The 18,468-nt window shown below is 32.9% G+C and carries 16 protein-coding genes; 7 read left to right on the top strand and 9 right to left on the bottom strand.

The annotated features are described in order from the left end of the window. Positions 1 to 65 precede the first annotated feature (65 nt). Positions 66 to 527 (bottom strand): DUF4442 domain-containing protein, encoded by a 462-nt coding sequence (locus ACZIYX_RS09975; RefSeq protein ID WP_462682083.1) that lies wholly within the window; start codon positions 525 to 527, stop codon positions 66 to 68. Positions 528 to 681: 154 nt separating this feature from the next. Here ACZIYX_RS09975 and ACZIYX_RS09970 point away from each other — a divergent pair, with 154 nt between their 5' ends. From ACZIYX_RS09970 to ACZIYX_RS09940, 7 genes are all read left to right on the top strand, one after another. Continuing rightward, positions 682 to 1,134 (top strand): DUF4870 domain-containing protein, encoded by a 453-nt coding sequence (locus ACZIYX_RS09970; protein ID WP_462682082.1) that lies wholly within the window; start codon positions 682 to 684, stop codon positions 1,132 to 1,134. Positions 1,135 to 1,290: 156 nt separating this feature from the next. Then, the gene (locus ACZIYX_RS09965) at positions 1,291 to 1,626 is read left to right on the top strand and encodes a PadR family transcriptional regulator (RefSeq protein WP_462682081.1); all 336 of its coding nucleotides are present in this window, start codon (positions 1,291 to 1,293) and stop codon (positions 1,624 to 1,626) included. 1 nt (position 1,627) lies between these two features. Beyond that, positions 1,628 to 3,382: a PspC domain-containing protein gene (locus ACZIYX_RS09960; protein ID WP_462682080.1), complete on the top strand. Its 1,755-nt coding sequence runs from the start codon at positions 1,628 to 1,630 to the stop codon at positions 3,380 to 3,382. A gap of 87 nt (positions 3,383 to 3,469) precedes the next feature. Continuing rightward, entirely contained in the window at positions 3,470 to 4,189 is a 720-nt protein-coding gene (locus ACZIYX_RS09955; protein ID WP_462682079.1) for a head GIN domain-containing protein, read from the top strand. A 109-nt stretch (positions 4,190 to 4,298) separates the two neighbouring features. Further along, positions 4,299 to 5,126, top strand: coding sequence for a helix-turn-helix domain-containing protein (locus ACZIYX_RS09950; protein WP_462682078.1), 828 nt, complete (start codon positions 4,299 to 4,301; stop codon positions 5,124 to 5,126). A gap of 39 nt (positions 5,127 to 5,165) precedes the next feature. Continuing rightward, entirely contained in the window at positions 5,166 to 6,797 is a 1,632-nt protein-coding gene (locus ACZIYX_RS09945; protein ID WP_462682077.1) for a serine hydrolase domain-containing protein, read from the top strand. Between the two features lie 245 nt (positions 6,798 to 7,042). After that, on the top strand, positions 7,043 to 7,903 hold the full coding sequence (locus ACZIYX_RS09940; protein ID WP_462682076.1) for a GIN domain-containing protein: 861 nt from the start codon (positions 7,043 to 7,045) through the stop codon (positions 7,901 to 7,903). Positions 7,904 to 7,949: 46 nt separating this feature from the next. Here the strand turns inward: ACZIYX_RS09940 and trxB are convergent, their stop codons facing one another. From trxB to ACZIYX_RS09900, 8 genes are all read right to left on the bottom strand, one after another. After that, positions 7,950 to 8,918 (bottom strand): thioredoxin-disulfide reductase, encoded by a 969-nt coding sequence (gene trxB / locus ACZIYX_RS09935; RefSeq protein ID WP_462682075.1) that lies wholly within the window; start codon positions 8,916 to 8,918, stop codon positions 7,950 to 7,952. Positions 8,919 to 9,238: 320 nt separating this feature from the next. Beyond that, positions 9,239 to 10,252, bottom strand: coding sequence for a hypothetical protein (locus tag ACZIYX_RS09930; RefSeq protein ID WP_462682074.1), 1,014 nt, complete (start codon positions 10,250 to 10,252; stop codon positions 9,239 to 9,241). A gap of 94 nt (positions 10,253 to 10,346) precedes the next feature. After that, positions 10,347 to 11,960 (bottom strand): cadherin domain-containing protein, encoded by a 1,614-nt coding sequence (locus ACZIYX_RS09925; RefSeq protein ID WP_462682073.1) that lies wholly within the window; start codon positions 11,958 to 11,960, stop codon positions 10,347 to 10,349. A gap of 97 nt (positions 11,961 to 12,057) precedes the next feature. Next, entirely contained in the window at positions 12,058 to 13,119 is a 1,062-nt protein-coding gene (locus tag ACZIYX_RS09920) for a cadherin repeat domain-containing protein (RefSeq protein ID WP_462682072.1), read from the bottom strand. 579 nt (positions 13,120 to 13,698) lie between these two features. Next, positions 13,699 to 14,415 carry a DUF6261 family protein gene (locus ACZIYX_RS09915; RefSeq protein WP_462682071.1) on the bottom strand — a complete coding sequence of 239 codons (717 nt, stop codon included), beginning with the start codon at positions 14,413 to 14,415 and terminating at the stop codon, positions 13,699 to 13,701. A 597-nt stretch (positions 14,416 to 15,012) separates the two neighbouring features. Beyond that, the gene (locus ACZIYX_RS09910; RefSeq protein ID WP_462682070.1) at positions 15,013 to 16,287 is read right to left on the bottom strand and encodes a sensor histidine kinase; all 1,275 of its coding nucleotides are present in this window, start codon (positions 16,285 to 16,287) and stop codon (positions 15,013 to 15,015) included. A 70-nt stretch (positions 16,288 to 16,357) separates the two neighbouring features. After that, complete coding sequence (locus ACZIYX_RS09905) at positions 16,358 to 17,614, bottom strand: sensor histidine kinase (RefSeq protein ID WP_462682069.1); 1,257 nt, start codon at positions 17,612 to 17,614, stop codon at positions 16,358 to 16,360. A gap of 69 nt (positions 17,615 to 17,683) precedes the next feature. Then, positions 17,684 to 18,427 carry a LytR/AlgR family response regulator transcription factor gene (locus ACZIYX_RS09900; protein WP_462682068.1) on the bottom strand — a complete coding sequence of 248 codons (744 nt, stop codon included), beginning with the start codon at positions 18,425 to 18,427 and terminating at the stop codon, positions 17,684 to 17,686. Between the last annotated feature and the right edge of the window lie 41 nt (positions 18,428 to 18,468).

Raw genomic sequence — 18,468 nt, 5'->3', positions numbered from 1 at the left:
AGCATATATTGCTTTTAAGCAAGTATCTGATAATAAATATCTTTGACAAGAGATCAAACAAAAAATTATTTCTTATTCTTTATTTTAACTGCCCACTCAAAATTAAATGTAGAAACTTCTATACCTTCTTTATTAGTTCCTACCGCTTTCATCCATATTGTTTGCCCTTCTCCTGTTTCAATTGCTTTTTTAATTGCATTTTCTACCAAATTACCATCATTACAAACAAAAGTGATCCTGCCAGTAGCTTTTTTGGTAAAAGTCGCATTATTATTTGCTACCAACATAGAAATATTTTTTCCACTGTTTTTTATATATCCAGTCACTAATGCTCCTGTAGTCAATTCGGCAGCCATTCCTTGTACCGCCCAAAACATAGAATTAAAAGGGTTTTGATTTATCCATCGGTGTTTTACACCAACAGTACAACTGGTGCTGTTTATATTTTTTACCCGTACCCCGCATAACCATGCAGAAGGTAGTTTAAATAGTAAAAATGCATTCAATTTTCCTGGAGTAATATTCATCGGTTCTATTTTTAATTCTCACAATATAGGTAAAAGAAATTGCCAATAAAACAATTCTAAATCTTAAAAATATGTTAAATTATGGTACTATGTTTTGCATAATACCTTTTTTTAGATATATATTTGCATAAGAAACTATTATATACTTTTAAAAATGTCAATCAAAAATCAAAAAAATATCGCAACATTCATGCACTTAGGAGCTTTTTCAAAATACTTTATTCCTTTTGGCAATTATATTGTTCCCATACTTTTATGGTCTTCTAATAAAGATAAATCCAATTTTATAGACGATCATGGTAAAGAAGCTATTAATTTTCAATTAAGTATTTTATTATATACTGTTATTTTAGGAATATTTTCGTTTCCATTTTTTATTTTCAATGTACTTGGAGATGCCAGTGTTTCTGATTTATTTCATTTTAATGACATCTCTATTAATTTTTCTGACGCAGGAGGTTTTAGAACTCTTATAGGAGCCTCATTTATTGGTATCATAGCACTAATTGGATTTTTTCTTGAAATAATTTTTGTGATTTCGGCAGCTTTAAAAGCTAATAAGGGAGAAAACTATAAATATCCATTAACTATACGATTTATAAAGTAGCCTAATAATAAAAAGAGGGGGACTATATTAAAATATAACCTTATCAATTATGTTTTTTTAGATATAAAACCTATAAAAACTCTTTAACCTATATTTTAAAACAACCATCAAACATCAATCAAAAAATGAACAGTTTAACAATTAAAAATTAGTTTTATGAAGATAGAAAACACAAAAGCGCAAATGCGCAAAGGTGTTCTAGAATATTGCATACTTTCTATCCTAAAGGACGATGATGCTTATGTAGCTGAAATTTTGGAAACCCTTAAAGATGCCAAAATGCTTGTGGTAGAAGGTACTATATATCCTTTATTGACCAGATTAAAGAATGCTGGATTACTTAACTATCGTTGGGAAGAATCTACATCTGGACCACCACGTAAATATTATGGACTTACAGAAACAGGAAAACTGTTTCTTAAAGAATTAAACACCACTTGGGACGAATTACAGGATGCTGTAAACCTGGTAACCAAACAAAAAAAGAAGTAAAATGAACAAGACAGTTAATATAAATTTGGCAGGCATATTTTTTCACATCGACGAAAACGCTTATCTAAAACTGCAACGTTATCTAAGTGCTATAAAACGTTCCTTTACCGACTCACAAGGCAGAGACGAAATCATAGCAGATATCGAAGCCCGTATTGCAGAGTTGTTTAGTGAAAAAATAAAAGACGAACGACAGGTTATTGGTACCAAAGAGGTAGAAGAAATTATCGATATAATGGGACAACCTGAAGATTACAGATTAGATGAAGAAATCTTTGAAGATGAACCTAAAACATCTTACCATACCCCAAAAACATCCAGACAATTGTTTAGGGATACCACAAACTCTTATATAGGTGGGGTAAGCTCCGGATTAGGGCACTATTTAGGAATAGAAGTAATTTGGGTTAGACTGGCATGGGTGTTATTCACCATTTTTTCTAGTGGTGCATTTGTACTTATCTATATTGCCTTTTGGATTTTTGCTCCCGAAGCAAAAACAACAGCCGATTTTTTGGCAATGAAAGGTGAAGCTGTTAATATTAGCAATATAGAAAAAAAAATTAAAGAAGGTTTTGAAGGTGTAGCTGATACTGTAAAAAATGTAGACTATCAAAAATATAGCAATAAAGTAAAAAGCAGTTCCACTACTTTTTTTGAAGCTCTGGGAGATGTGTTACTATTTTTGTTAAAGATTTTTATGAAATTTACAGGAGTGCTTCTTATTATAATAGCAGGAGTTACTTTAATTAGTCTGTTTATTGGTCTGTTTACCCTGGGGACATTTGGTTTTATGGACATGCCATGGGTAGAATACTTTGAAGTAAGCAGCCATCCCGATGTACCTTTATGGTTAATATCCTTACTGTCCTTTTTTGTTGTTGGAATACCGTTTTTCTTTTTATTTATTGTAGGATTAAAAATTTTAATAAAAAATCTAAGATCTATAGGAACCCCTGCTAAATTAGGCTTGTTAGGAATTTGGATTCTCTCGATAATAGGATTGGCAATCGTTGGTTTCAGGCAAGCAACTCTCGAAGCTTACGATGCCGAAGTAATTACCGAGAAAAAAATGCTTCCAATTTCTAAAAAAGATACTCTAACCATAAAAATGACAGGAAACAATAGATATGTTAAATATTTGCAACACAAAAATGATTATAAAATTAAGAGAGATCCTCAAGGAAACAAAGTATTAGTATTTCAGGATATTGAAATATTTTTAAAACCATCCAAAAGGGATTCATTGGTAGGCATTAGTATAGAAAAGAAAGCTGAAGGAAGATCATACGAAGAAGCTTCTAAAAGAGCCGAAAACCTTAAATATAACTATGAGGTGGACAATAATACCCTCTTACTTGATAGTTACGCCATAACCGATTTTGTAAATAAATACAGAGGTCAAGAAGTAAAAATTACACTAACATTACCAGAAGGGATAACCATATTTGCAGATGATAACACCTCTAAATTCAATAACTCCTGGAAATTTGATGATTATATAACTATAGATGGTAAAGAAGGTGAATACACAAAATTAATACAAGGAAAACTGGAATGTAATACCTGTTCTGATGATGAAAATGAATGGGAATATCACGAATCTGAAGATAATGAAGGTGGAGTAAATATTAATATAAATTCTGACGGGGAAGATTTTAAACTAAAAATCGATGAAAACGGTGTTGAACTTAATAACGAACCCGTAAAATTAAAAATAGACGAGAACGGAATAAAAATAAAAACCGAAAATTAAATCCATCAAAAAACTCTTCTCTCCTTTTATATCTTACAAAAAAAAGGAGAGAAGAAAACAACAGTTCAATCATAAAAACAAACAATCATGACCACACTAGCCAAAATTTTAGTAACCTTATTCTTAACCTTATTATGCTGCTCTTGCAATCTTGTTTTTAATGGAATTAAAGGCCAGGGAGAAGTAATCAAAAAAGAAAGAACCATTAGTCAAAAATTTGATGCTGTAAAAGCTAGTAAAGGCATAGATGTAATCCTTGTAAACAGCTCTGATAAAAAGATAATTGTAAATGCCAACAAAAATCTGCACGATCACATACAAGTATATGTAGAAGGTACAACCCTATACGTTACATCTGATGACAATATATTTTCTGCAGACGAAAAAAGTGTATTTGTATCTTACGATAAACTTCAAAAAGTGTCTGTAAATAGTGGTGCCAGTATATCTTCTAACGAGGCTATAGTGCAAAAAAACCTAGACTTAAGTGCTACCAGTGGTGCAGATGTTAGATTAGATATAAAAGCCGAAACAGTAACTTCTTCTGTTACCAGTGGAGCAATGATAAAAATAAAAGGAAAAGTAAACAAACATAATGCAAATGCTACCAGTGGCGCAGATATTCGTGCAGAAGAACTGTTAAGTCTTGTTTCTGAAGCAAAAGCTACTAGTGGCGCCTCGATACGAATCTATGCAAAAAACGAATTTACAGGTAAAGCTACCAGCGGCGCAGATATCGTATATTATGGTGACCCAGAAAAAGTGTCTGAAGCTGATAATTCTGGCGGAAATGTGAGAAGACATTAAAAATTTTAAAATTCATCAATCAAAAATAGCTGCTTGATAAACAAAACTAACCAACCTTTTGTTTATCGGGCAGTTTTATTTAAAAGAAACCATATACCCCTTTACACCTATGAAAAAATTAAGCAATGGTGAGTATTTTGGAAGTCATAAACAAAAAACACAATACAACGGTTTTATAACCACAGATACAGAATATACCCATAAAAAAGTAGATTGGCATTACCATGAAAATCCATATTTCACTTATCTCCTGGAAGGTAAATTATATGAAGAAAACAAAAAAGAAAGCCAGTATTTAACTCCAGGGAGTCTAGTATTTCATAATTGGCAGGATGCACATTACAATATTAAACCCCCGGAATATACCAGAGGGTTTCATATAGAATTAAATAAAAAATGGTTTGATAAATACGATATAAACTCCTTACATTTTGAAGGAAGCATCAACTTACAAAGCCCGATTATCAAAGAAATCATGAATAAAATTTTCTTCGAAACAAAAATAAACGATCCCGACAGTCAATTAAGTATAGATGCGTTACTACTGGATGTTTTTAATAGAATCGACCAAGTAGAAAACACAAAACAATCCAAGAACCCAACATGGGTAAAAAAACTAACAGAGATTCTAAAAAAAGAACCCGAGCTATGTTCTTCTCTATCCAATATAAGTAAAATCCTGAATATTCATCCTATGCATTTATCAAGAGAGTTCCCTAAATACTTTCATACCACTTTGGGAGATTATATAAGAAAAGTAAAAGTTAATAACGCTATTTTATTAATGACAGATAAAAACCTATCTATGACAGAGATCGGTTATGCCTGTGGTTTTTACGATCAAAGTCATTTTATAGCCAGCTTTAAAAGAATGTATAATTGCACTCCTTCAAAATTTAAAAAACAAATATCTAATGTTAATTCTATACAATTTTAAGAAAAACAAAGAGTGCATCTTTACCTTAAAATTATATATATGAAACTACAAAAAACATACATCCTTCTATTATCTATTTGTTTTATCAATTCGTGTATAGCAGCACACAAAAGTATACTTCAAGAAATTGAAAACAATACAATTGGCGAAATTACTTTTGTAAAAAATGTTCTCCCACCAAAAGATTATTCCAAAAAAGATATTTTGTCCTCTTTTGATCTAAAAGATTGCAAAGACCTTAATATTCGCTTTTTTTTAGATAAACCTTTATTACATTATTTTCAAAAACTAGACACTAACTTATCTACAGAAGAGCTTTTAGCAAAAGGTAATTTTCAGTTCTCATTTTATGTAGATAATACTCTTATATATAAAGAAAATTTAAACAAAGGAGCAGGAACTACTGCTGAAAAAAGTACCGCTACTGTATTTAGAAAACCTTTTATAAGTTCTGCCAACGAAGACTCCTGGGGTAGATTTTTATGGATGCGATTTATGAAAAGAGGTGGTGGAGAAGAGTCTTTAACCGAAGGTAGTCATTCTCTGAAAATTGAGATCCGTCCATATCTAGAAACAAAAGATATCATAACAGGAAACATAATTGCAAAAGGAGAAATAACGGTAAATGTGATAAAACCAAAAGTAACCGAAGAGCAAATAAAAGTACAATCTATAGCACCAGATAGCGGATGGGATATTTCTGAAGACAAGTACGATACACAAAAAATAAAAGAGTTGAACAAAAAAATATTACAAGAAGATTTTAAAGATATTACCAGTATTGTTGTAATCAAAAATCATAAATTGTTGTTGGAAGAATATTTTAACGGAGCAGATAGAACAACGCTACATGATACCAGATCTGTGGGCAAATCTTTTGCTTCGACACTACTTGGGATCGCCATAGAAGACAAATATATTAAAGACGAAAATCAAACATTACATACCTTCTACACCCTTAAAAGCTTCAAAAATTATAGCCCAGAAAAGGAAACTGTAACTATAAAAGATTTGTTGATGATGCGTTCGGGAATAGATGGTGACGATAGTAATCCTGATTCTCCCGGAAATGAAGAAAACATGTACCCTACTCCCAATTGGTTACAATTTGCATTAGACCAGCCTATGTACAAGGAAAGTACAAATGATAAAAAATGGTCCTATTATACCGCCGGCACAATAATCTTAGGAGATATTTTAAACAAAAAAGTTCCTGATGGACTCGAAAAATATGCGCATAAAAAATTGTTTGCACCTTTAGGGATTCAAAATTATCAATGGGAATACACTCCTCAAAAAATAGCTAATACTGCAGGTGGTTTACGAATGTCTTCCTTAGACTATGCCAAATACGGGCAGCTATATAAAAATAACGGGGTATGGAATAAAAATAAAATACTTACTAAAGAATGGACACAAACCAGTCTTGCCCCACAAATAGAATTACCGCATACAAAAGATGAATTTTACGGGTATTTATTTTGGAATAAAAAATATACCATAAACAATATCTCTTATGAAGTTTCGTATTGTAGTGGAAACGGCGGAAACAAAATTTTTATTTTCAAAGACCTTCCTTTAGTTATCGTTATTACTGCAATAGCATATAATAAACCTAATGAGGTAGAAAAAATAATGAAAGAATATCTTTTACCCGCTATTATTGATTAGATTGGGCTAAGTTCTAGAAACCTTCAAGGTTTTACACAAACCTTGAAGGTTTGACAGGCTGGCCCTTGCGGTCATGCCCAAACAACCCTAAAAAAAGGAAGTTTGTTGTACTCTCATGCAATTTAATATCTATCCTTGTCACGTAAACTTTATATATAAGTCTGTTTATATTTGCAGTAAGTTTTAAGTAAAACTATACTTAAACGTAAAAAATTCTGTTTTATAATAATAAATGTCGCACAAATATGAGAACATTACTGGGATTACTTTTTACACTTCTGATATTAGGAAATGTATACGGACAAAAAGAAAAGATTAAAGGCAATAAAATAGTAAGTACAGAACGTATAGACTTAGAGAGTTTTCATACTATCGAAATTCATGAAGGTTTTGAAGTAACATTAGATGAAAGTAATGACAATCAAGTTAAAATTGAAGCAGACAGCAATCTACAAGAGGTAATACAAGTAGAAGTTATCGATAGTGTATTAACTATTACATCTACTAAGGATATGCGACGGGCAAAAGCCTTGAATATTGATATTTATTACGCTTCCAAACTAAAAAAAATAGAATTATATGACAAGGTAAATATAAAGTCATTATCCCCTATAAACACTTCAGAACTTATAATTAATGCAAATAATAATACCGAAGTTTTTTTAACTGTAGATGCAGATAAAATTAGCTGCATTGCTAATGGTAAATCTGCTATAGGATTACACGCAACTGCAAACGAAGCAATTTATCAAATTAATGAAAATGCAGAGCTAAAAGGAATAATCACTGCAGATACGCTTAAAGTAGACTTATATCAAAAAGCCTCTGCAAAATTAGAAGGAGAAGTAAAATCAATGGTAGTAAGAACAGATAGTGATACTGATTTTTATGGCGAAAAATTAAATGCTGCTACTACGTCTTTACTAGCAGAAGGAGATAGTGATTGCTATATCCTTACCAATAAAGAAATTAATATAGAGGCAAAAGATAAAACCGAAATATACTTACTTGGCGAACCTCAAATACATATAAAAAGCTTTACTAATGAAGCTATTTTATATAAAAAAGATATAGACTACTCTCCCAGTCGGTTTAAATTAAACTAAAAAAATCCTGCTAAACAAGCAGGATTTTTTTTAACAGATATTTTTCTTAAGCCGAAACTTCTTCTCCTGTTTCTACAGTTGCCAGATATCGTTCTGCATCCAGAGCAGCCATACATCCTGTTCCTGCAGCAGTAACTGCTTGTCTGTATTCTTTATCCTGTACATCTCCCGAGGCAAATACTCCTGGTAAATTGGTTTTTGTTGATTTACCTTCGGTAATCAGATATCCGGTTTCATCCATATCTAATTGCCCTTTAAAGATATCGGTATTAGGTTTGTGACCAATAGCAATAAATAACCCTGTAATTTCTATTTCGGTCTTATCGCCTGTTTGGTTATTTACCATTCGCAATCCTTCTACTACCTGGTCTCCTAAAACCTCATCTACCTCTGTATTATATAATACTTTAAGGTTTGGGGTATTGTTTACCCTGTGCTGCATAGCTTTTGATGCTCTCATGTGATCTTTACGTACCAGCATGGTTACACTAGAACATATATTTGCAAGATATGTAGCCTCTTCTGCCGCGGTATCCCCTGCTCCAACAATTGCTACATCTTGATTTTTATAGAAAAACCCATCACAAACGGCACATGCAGAAACACCTCCCCCTCGTAATTTTTGTTCGCTGGGTAATCCCAGATATTTTGCGGTAGCTCCTGTAGAAATAATAACCGTTTCTGCTTCAATCTGTGTTGTATTATCCACAGTAACTTTATGAATTCCTCCAACTTTTTTACTAAAATCAACTGCAGTTACCATCCCAATACGTACTTCTGTACCAAAACGTTCTGCTTGTTGTTGTAATTGTACCATCATTGTTGGTCCATCTATTCCTTCTGGATACCCGGGAAAATTATCTACCTCTGTAGTCGTTGTTAGTTGTCCTCCCGGCTCCATTCCTGTATACATAACTGGCTTAAGATCTGCTCTTGCTGCATATATTGCTGCTGTATATCCTGCTGGCCCAGAACCTATAATAAGACATTTTATTCTTTCTATTGTATCAGACATGATTGTTTCATTTTATATAGTGTAAAAGTAGCAATTTGGTCATAAACCTTACAGTAAAGTTATTAAGAATTGTTATATCAATATAGATATCTTATATCTAAGCAATATATATTGAATTTACTATAGCTACCAATTACAACAACTACTTACGCAATAGTAAATCAACATAAAAAGTATAAATATTATAAATAACAAAGAGGCAGACGTAATAATTGTCTGCCTCTGGTTATCCATTTCAATCGTTCCAGAAAAAGTTTTAATTTTCTAAAAACAAATTCAAATCAAGGTAGGATTACTTGTAAAGTCAACTACAAATACTTTTAATTTACATTTACGGTTGTACCACAGCTTTGATTTGCACTATTAGCCAGAGTTCCTTTACTCGCAGATGAATTTCCGCTAAAGCTATAGTACAGGTTTTTTTTACAATTAAAAGTACCTCTTCCATTCGCAGAAACCCTGGATCCATTGCTAGAGCCTTCTTGGTATATATAAATATCTTTTCCTGTATTATTTCTAATAGTCACTTCGTTTTCGAGACTGCTTTGCTTGGCATCTGCATTTCTTTCTTTAATACGCTTATACTCTGCAGAATTATACCAGTCATCTCTTTGCTTATTAATAGCTCCTATTATAAATTCTCTAATCTGATCTATATTTTCAATAAGTGCTGCATTTTTGGGATTCTTTATCCATTTTGCATATACCTCTTGCTGTTTACTATACGCGTTATCTAAATATTCCTGAAGGGTTTTATGAGGTTGCATCTCTTTCATTTTTTTAGGAGATTTCATCACTTCTTTCATCTTTTTTAAACCTCCCATTTTTTTAGCTTGAAATTCTAATACAGCTTCCAATTTGTAATTATCCTTATCCACCCAATCTTTAATCATATAAATTTTACCATCAATAAAAACTATTCGATTTCCATCAGACAGTCTATTAATTCTGGGGGAATATCCAATCTCTTTTTGCATTGCCGGGTTTCCTTCGTAAACTTTTTGAACATAGGTTATCGGAAACGCTTCATTATCTGGCAAAAACATAGTTTCTTCATGATTATCAGGACGATCAGGATCTTCTCCAAATAGCATATAAACCTCTTTATGTGCTCCTGGCTGAATGGTATACTCCTTAAATTGAGTGATTTTATACACCAATACATCCAAACCTCCTTCATAAGTACCATCGCTACTTTGGTGTGTTAAATAGCCTGTATAATTACCTACTTGTATAGATTCTAGTTCTTGTGTTTGATGTTTTATTTCATTTTGTGCTTTTAGGTTATTAGCAAAAAATAATATGCATAATCCCAAGAGTGCTATTTTTTTCATTTTAGTTTTTTTTATAGTAATTACTGTATTAAAAATTATGTTGTACATAGCAACAGTCGTTTTATTATCTTCATGGTTTATAAGATTAGGATTATTATTGTGTGATTTTTCGAACTAGATTACCTGAGGTGGTAACATACAGATTTAAGGATACATCTATTGCAATACCTCGTGGACTTTTGAACTTTGCTATACTGGCATCCCCATCTACATGTCCACTATTTATTCCTGCCAAAGTACTTACCACAGCTGTAGAAGTAATTTTACGAATACGGTGATTCCTAGTATCTGTAACATACAAGTTTCCAGAAGGATCTATAGTAATACAAGAAGGATAGTTAAATTGAGCTGCACTACCTGTACCGTCTGCATAACCGCGGCTACTTCCTGCAAGAGTAGTTACTACTCCAGAAGAGGTAATTTTTCGAATACGGTGATTTCCATTATCGGTTACATAAATATTTCCAGAACTATCTGTTACTACTCCTGTAGGAGCTCTAAACATTGCTGCTGTTCCTGTACCGTCTGCATATCCAGAATTAGATCCTGCAAAAGTTGTTACCTCTTTTGCTGGTGTTATTTTGCGTATGCGATGACTACTTTCATCTGTCACATATATAATATTGTTTGCATCTATTGTTATTCCTACTGGGCTAGTAAATCTAGCTGCACCACCAATACCATCTGTATTACCCGATAATCCAAATTCACTCCCTGCATATGTGCTAACTACTCCGGCTGGCGTAATTTTTCGGATACAATGATTCCCTTGATCTGTTACATATATATTACCCGAGTCATCCATTGCCAGTTCCATAGGAAAATAAAATCGCGCTGCGGTACCAGTTCCGTTTACGTTACCAAGAACACCCCCGGCAAACGTACTAACCACCCCGGCAGGTGTAACTTTACTAATACGGTGATTATAAGTATCTGCAATATATACATTACCAGAAGCGTCTACTACTAACCCTTGAGGAGCATGAAACACGGTAAGAGAACCATCTCCTGCCAACGTACTTACTGTGGTAATATCTGTTACATTAATTGTAATAACTTCTGAAACACTATAGTTTCCGTCTGTAACCTCTATAGTGATCTCGTGAACACCTTTGGTTTCAAAATCCAATGTTTTGCCTGTAGCCAAACTTAATTCGCCTGTAGTTGTAATTTCGAATAAAGCATCACTATTGGTTGAAATGCTATACGTAATTGGGTCTCCATTTTCGTCTGTTGCGATTACAGAACCAATTATTGTAATATCGTCTATAGTTTCTATAGCGGTAAAAGATTGTGCGTTTATTACAGGTGCATCATTACCATCGGTTACTGTAATGGTAATTTTTGCAGCCGCTTTGGCTTTACCATCGGTTACTTCAACAGTGATTTCATGTGTGGTTTTGGTTTCAAAATCCAATGTTTTTCCTGCTACCAGGCTTAGTGCCCCTGCTTTGGTGATCTCAAACAAATCATCACTGTTTGCCGTAATGCTATAGTTTAACTCGTCTTTATCTGCATCGGTAGCTTTTACAGTACCAAATACATCTGTATCTGCTGCAGTTTCTGATACGTTAAAGGATTGTGCAGCAATCTCTGGTGCTTTATTAACCGGTAGAGTCGTCGTTGCATCATCATCTTTACTACAATTAGTAAAAACTAAAACAGCACCAACTACAAATAATAGTAAGGTTTTTGATGTTTTTTTCATTTTGTTCATTGTTTACATTTTTGCATATACACTTGTTCATTAAACAACAACCTCATCTCAAGTCCTAAAACCTGAGATGAGGGTTGCATAACTATATTTATTGAATGATGATCTTACGGATACGCTTATTGCGCTCATCGGCTACATATACGTTTCCTGATGCATCTACTGCTGGTACATTTACATCGGTTACATTAATACGTACTCCGTGTTGCAAGGCTATAAGGTCTCCATCGTTTGCTTGTACTGTAACAGTATGACTTGTTTGGTTTTCATAATCTAAAAATTTCCCTGTTGATAAACTAATTTCACCGGCACTGTTGATTTCAAAAAGATTACCAGGATTATTATTAAGCGTATAAATTAGATTATCCCCATCAGGATCTGTAGCCGTTACCGTAGCAATAATAACCGTGTCACCGATATCTTCTGGTTGACTAAAGGTATAATTACGATCAGGGAATGTTGGTGCTTCATTAACATTGGTAACATTAATAGTAACCTGTGCTGATGCCGTATGTGTACCATCATTTACAGTAACTGTTACCGTATGATTAGTAAGGACTTCGTAATCTAAAAACCCGGATTTTAGTTTGATTTCATTGCCTGTTATCTCAAATTCGGCTAAAGCACCGGCAAGATTTGTAATGGTATAGGTAAGATTATCATTATCTGGATCGGTAGCCACTACTTTTCCTACAATAGTGTTTAAAGAGCTATTCTCTGCAATGTTAAAACTTTGTGCAGCAATAACAGGGGGCATATTCTCATCTGCATCAATAACCGTAATGGTAATTTTTGCAGCCGCTTTGGCTTTACCGTCGGTTACCTCTACAGTAATTTCATGTGTGGTTTTGGTTTCAAAATCCAATGTTTTGCCTGCGACAAGGCTTAAATCTCCTGTTTTGGCAATCTCGAACAAGTCATTACTATTGGCAGTTATGCTATAGTTTAACTCGTCTTTATCGGCATCGGTAGCTGTAACGGTGCCAAATATCGCATCGTCTTTTATAGCTTCAGACGCATTAAAAGATTGGTCTTTGATCACCGGGGCATTATTAGGTGCCGGTGCATCATCATCTTTACTACAAGATAGGATTACTATAGTCATGCATAGCATACATAGTTTACTTACATTCCAAATACAATTGCTCTTCATAATTTACTTTTTTTATTTTTGGGTTTGATTTGTAACAGGGAGTAATAACGAAGTAAAAAGTTACCCCTGATTATTGTTTTTTTATGTATTCTTCTCTCTTATGATTATTTACTAAAGAAGAGTCGTCTCTGTTTCGGGTATAAAAAATGCAGTGTATACCCAAGTTGAAATATTTATTAGCGTAGTTTTTTGCACCATAGTTTTCTTTTAAAAGTTTATAATTGACGACAATAATACAGACAACCCGGTAGAAGAGCACAAATGAGTTTGTGAAATGCTATTTGAGTTTGTGAATGGAAAAAAACTGTTATAAAAAGGAGGGTATACTACTGATAACAGGAAGTATACCTTATCTAAATAGAGTGGCTGCTTACTATATTTGAAGAATCAATAACCTGGGAGCAAGCTGATGAGGTATGCTTACGAAAATATATATTGTTCTTTTAGAATTTAACCTATTTAACGAATTGCACCAATTTAAACCTTCAAGGTTTTCGAAAAACCTTGAAGGTTTAAAAATCCCCCCTCTTTCTTTGCTTTATAAAAATTGCAGCGATACCGCTTAGCTAGATAGTGTATCTAGTTTTGTGCAGTATTTTTTTTGCGATTGGCTATAATCTGCTTGTAGCGTTCTGCCAAAGTATTTATCTCATCTTTTATGGATTGATATTGCTTTGCTTCATCCAGTTCGATATATGCATTTATCCTGTTTATCAAGTGCATATACACTGTTATGGCTTCGGGTTTTATGGCTATAAACGAGGTTTTGTCTTGTTTGCTTTCTTCTGCAATACGCCGGGAATACAGCTTCCTGAATTTTTTATTGGCTACTTTAAGACGATTAACCCAATCTTGCAAGCCAACCAGTTGTAGTGCCAATTGCAAATCCGGTTCTGTTTCCAGATCATTAACAAGGTTATGCAATACTGCACTTTCAGATTCATAATTCATACGCGCAATTCTGTTACCATAACTATCTACCCGGTCTAACAGTTTTTGTGCTGCTTTTTTTGTTTCAGGATGTGAGTGATAGGTGTTCATTACAAAGCCATGCCTAAGACCTGTAATTGCTTCATCTCTTTCTCTATCCAATAGTTTTAGTTTTTTGGTGAATTCCTCTTCCCGCTTATATACAAGGGCATCATCCAGTTGCTCCACAATGCTTCTTAATGCCTCTACCTGACTGGTTATGTGTAATGTATTGGTATCCTTTTTATCACAAATATCAACGGTGCTTCTTAATAGTTCTACCATTTCTTCTTTGCGAAGCATTTTTAGATTGGTCACTGTAAACATATAGTCCAAATTTCAATGGTTATTTATAGTATATGTCTCTATTGTATAAAACATTACCCCAGTAATGCTTCTTTTTTTAATTTTTCTTGTTTGACTATCCCGTATTTGAATTCTTTATTAAAAATACATGCTCCTGCCAGCTGCGAGAGGTAAATATTTTAAAATTATATGCTCCTCCCAACCACGAGAGATAAACATTTTAAAATTATATGCTTCTGCCAACCGCGAGAGATAAATATTTTAAAATTATATGCTCCTCCCAACCGCGAGAGATAAATATTTTAAAATTATATGCTCCTGCCAACCGCGAGAGATAAATATTTTAAAATTATATACTCCTGCCAGCCGCGAGAGGTAAATATTTTAAAATTATACGCTCCTGCCAACCGCGAGAGGTAAATATTTTAAAATTATATGCTCCTGCCAGCCGCGAGAGATAAACATTTTAAAAATATATGCTCCTGCCAGCCGCGAGAGGTAAGTATTTTAAAATTATATGCTCCTCCCAACCGCGAGAGGTTCATTATTTTTTTTACGGATAGAATACCTGACAGGACTTGGGATTAATTTAGAATACAGAAACTGCAACAGTGCAGACTAGTATTTTTTCTGAAAAGGCATTGTGATTTCTACTTTTGTTCCTATAGCCAGCTTATCATCATATAGGTCATATACCTGGTATCCTACTGCTGTACCATATTGCTCTTTTAAGATTTCTAATCGTTGTTGTATGGCTTCAAGAGCAAAAGATTCATGATGTCCTCCTTGTCGTTCCCTAATTTTTTTTGCTTCTTTTCTGCCTATACCATTATCGGTAATAGTACATAATAAATAATCTGTAAAGGTAAAATCTATAGTGAGTTGTTTTTTACCTGCTTTATGCATTAAGCCATGGATCAGCGCATTTTCTATAAAAGGTTGTACGATTAGTGAAGGAACAAATAGCTCTTCTGTATTGGTGTGTTGGATAGTGTATGTAAAATCATCTTCAAATCTTAATTTTTCTAATTGAAGATATATCTCTAAAAACTCCAATTCTTTATGAATAGCAATAAAATCTTTATTAGAGTAGTTTAATGTATTTCGAACCAATCGGGCAAATAATACAATATAATCATAAGAGGCATCTGTATTCTGCTGAAGTATTAAATCCTGAATAGAGTTAAGGGAGTTGAATATAAAATGAGGATTCATCTGAGACTTAAGTGACTTAAGTTGTAAAAATGCCAGTTCGTTCTTTTTACTTACTTCTAATTCTGCATATGCTTTTTCTAGTAATAATTTTTGAGTTTCTATAATACTATTCTGCTTTTGAAGCTCTTTGTTGTTTTCTTTTAAAGAGAGTTCATTTTTTATGTTCAGTTTTTTAAAATAGTTAACTATGGCATATACACTATAAAACAAAGCTCCTACAACAATAAACTGTTCTCTATTGGGGTGATCTTCGGGATAAATTGCAAAGAAATAATAGGGGATAAAAAAGCAGATGAAGCCTAATATAGTAGCTATAACCGGAATAATGTTTTTTTGATGCACCGATAAACAAATTCCTGGTACCAAAAGAAAATAATATTCGGTATAAATTCCTGGATTGGCTTGTAATGCCGATAGATTGATAAAGATAAATAGATAGGCGATCCATGCTATTTTTGCGAAACTAAACTCTTTTTTTTTATTTAGGATAAATATACCTGCCATATACACAAAAGAGAAGTAGGTAATGCAATGATAGATCCAATGTTTTTGAATTACAAACAGGTCTCCTACATAAAATATCAATGCGGTATGTAAAGAGATAAGCACATAAATATTAACCAGTTTTGTGTGTTTATTTTGTGTATCAGAATGTTGATTACCGGTACCTGTAGCCACTATTTTTTTATACCATGCTGCTATTTTTTTTTCATGTTTAATCTCTTATAAAATCTATATTCCTAACTTCTTAGTATTTTTTCTGAAAAGGCATCCTGATTTCTACTTTGGTTCCTACAGGAGTTTTATCATCATATAAATCAAATACATGGTAACCTACCGTTGTACCATATTGTTCTTTTAAGATTTCTAATCGTTGTTGTATGGCTTCTAAGGCAAAAGATTCATGGTGCCCTCCTTGTCGCTCCCGGATTTTTTTTGCTTTTTTTCTGCCAATACCATTATCGGTAATAGTACATAATAAATGATCTGTAAAAGTAAAATCTATAGTAAGTTCTTTTTTACCTGCTTTATGCAGTAAACCATGAATCAGCGCATTTTCTATAAAAGGTTGTACGATTAGTGAAGGAACAGACAAACCTTCTGTATTGGTATGTTGGATAGTATATATAAAATCATCTTCGAATCTCAACTTTTCTAACTGAAGATATATTTCTAAAAACTCTAATTCTTTTTCTATAGCAATAAAGTTTTTATTCGAGTAGTTTAGGGTATTTCTAACCAATTGGGCAAATAATACAATATAATCATAAGAGGCGTCGGTATTTTGCTGAAGAATTAAATCCTGAATAGAGTTAAGGGAATTGAATATAAAATGAGGGTTCATTTGCGACTTAAGCGACTTTAATTGTAAAAATGCTAATTCATTCTTTTTACTTACTTCTAATTCTTTATAGGCTGCTTCAAGATCTTGTTTGTTCTTTTTTAATTCGATTTCCTTTTTCCTGTTTAATGATTGTGAGTAATTTAATATAACATAGGTACCTACAAAAATTGATAAGATCAATATTGGGTTTACCTGCATACCTGCATATAAATTACCTTGTATTACAAAAGGAATACAATACAATAACCAGCACAAGACCATTGTTGATAATGTTACCCATTTTTTATCAATTAACACAAGTGCAACCAAGGGATATATAAAGTAGTAATTTTCCATTAAACCAGATGGCCCTAGAAAATTTGCAAAAATATATGTCACTATAATAATCGATAAAATAAATACGACACGAGCAATCAAATATTGCTTATGGTATTGAAGAAAAAATATCCCTAAAATTACTAAAATTGTTATGCCATGCATTGGCAAGCTCACATTTAACAAAATACTAGAAAAAAAAGTATCTGTAGCAATAAATACCAGAATAGATAAAAGCCATGTTAAACAAAAGGCATTTAATAAACGTATTCTTTTATGTTCTATTTTATTATCCGAATAAATACCTGTATCTATAATTTTTTTATAGAGTTTTTTTATTTTCATTATGGTCATCGGTTTGTATTTATAACTGCTTTTGGCACTAATAAACTTAGGGCGACTAATATATAATATCTACCCAATAACATTCTCAAAAGCACTAAAACGTGTTCTTGATATTTTGGCGGTTATATTTTGTGCCAGCTGTATGGTTAGGCTGGTTTTGTTTATAACTTCAATATACTTTAAATTTATGATCCAGGTTCTGTGAGAGCGAAAAAAGGTGGATTCTTCGGGCAATAAGTTTTCAAAGTATTTTAGGTTTTTGCTTGTCGTTACAGGTTTACTTTCTGTTGTATACATCTTGCTATACGATCCGTCTGCTTCTATTGCTATAATGCTGTTAATATCGATAATACGTCTATTGCCCAGTTCTGGAAGTATAATTTGTTTTAATTCTTTTTCTTTTATGGTATTTAGCAAAACCTGATAATCTTCGATCTTTTTTTGCTTTTCTATTTTGTTTTGTAGTTTTTCTACGGCTTCTATCAATCGCTGTCTATCAATAGGTTTTACCAGATAATCTATGGCAGACAACTCAAAAGCTTTTATGGCATACTCATCAAAAGCGGTTACAAAAATGATATCAAAATTCATTTCTTCAAAAAAGTTTGCGATCTCATACCCCGCATAATTTGGCATTTGTACATCTAGAAAAACAACATCGGGTTGTAGTTTTTTAATTTCTTCGACAGCATCTTCCAGGCAACTGCATTGTGCAAGAATATCTATATTGAGATCACAACGTTTTATTAAATTAGACAAAACATTTCTTGCCCTTTGCTCATCATCTACCAATATTGCTTTGATTATGCTCATACTACAAAAATAGGGAGTTTAAAATTAGGGATTATAATGCA

Source organism: Aquimarina sp. (genome assembly GCF_977115655.1).
This window is presented reverse-complemented; position numbering and strand designations above follow the sequence as displayed.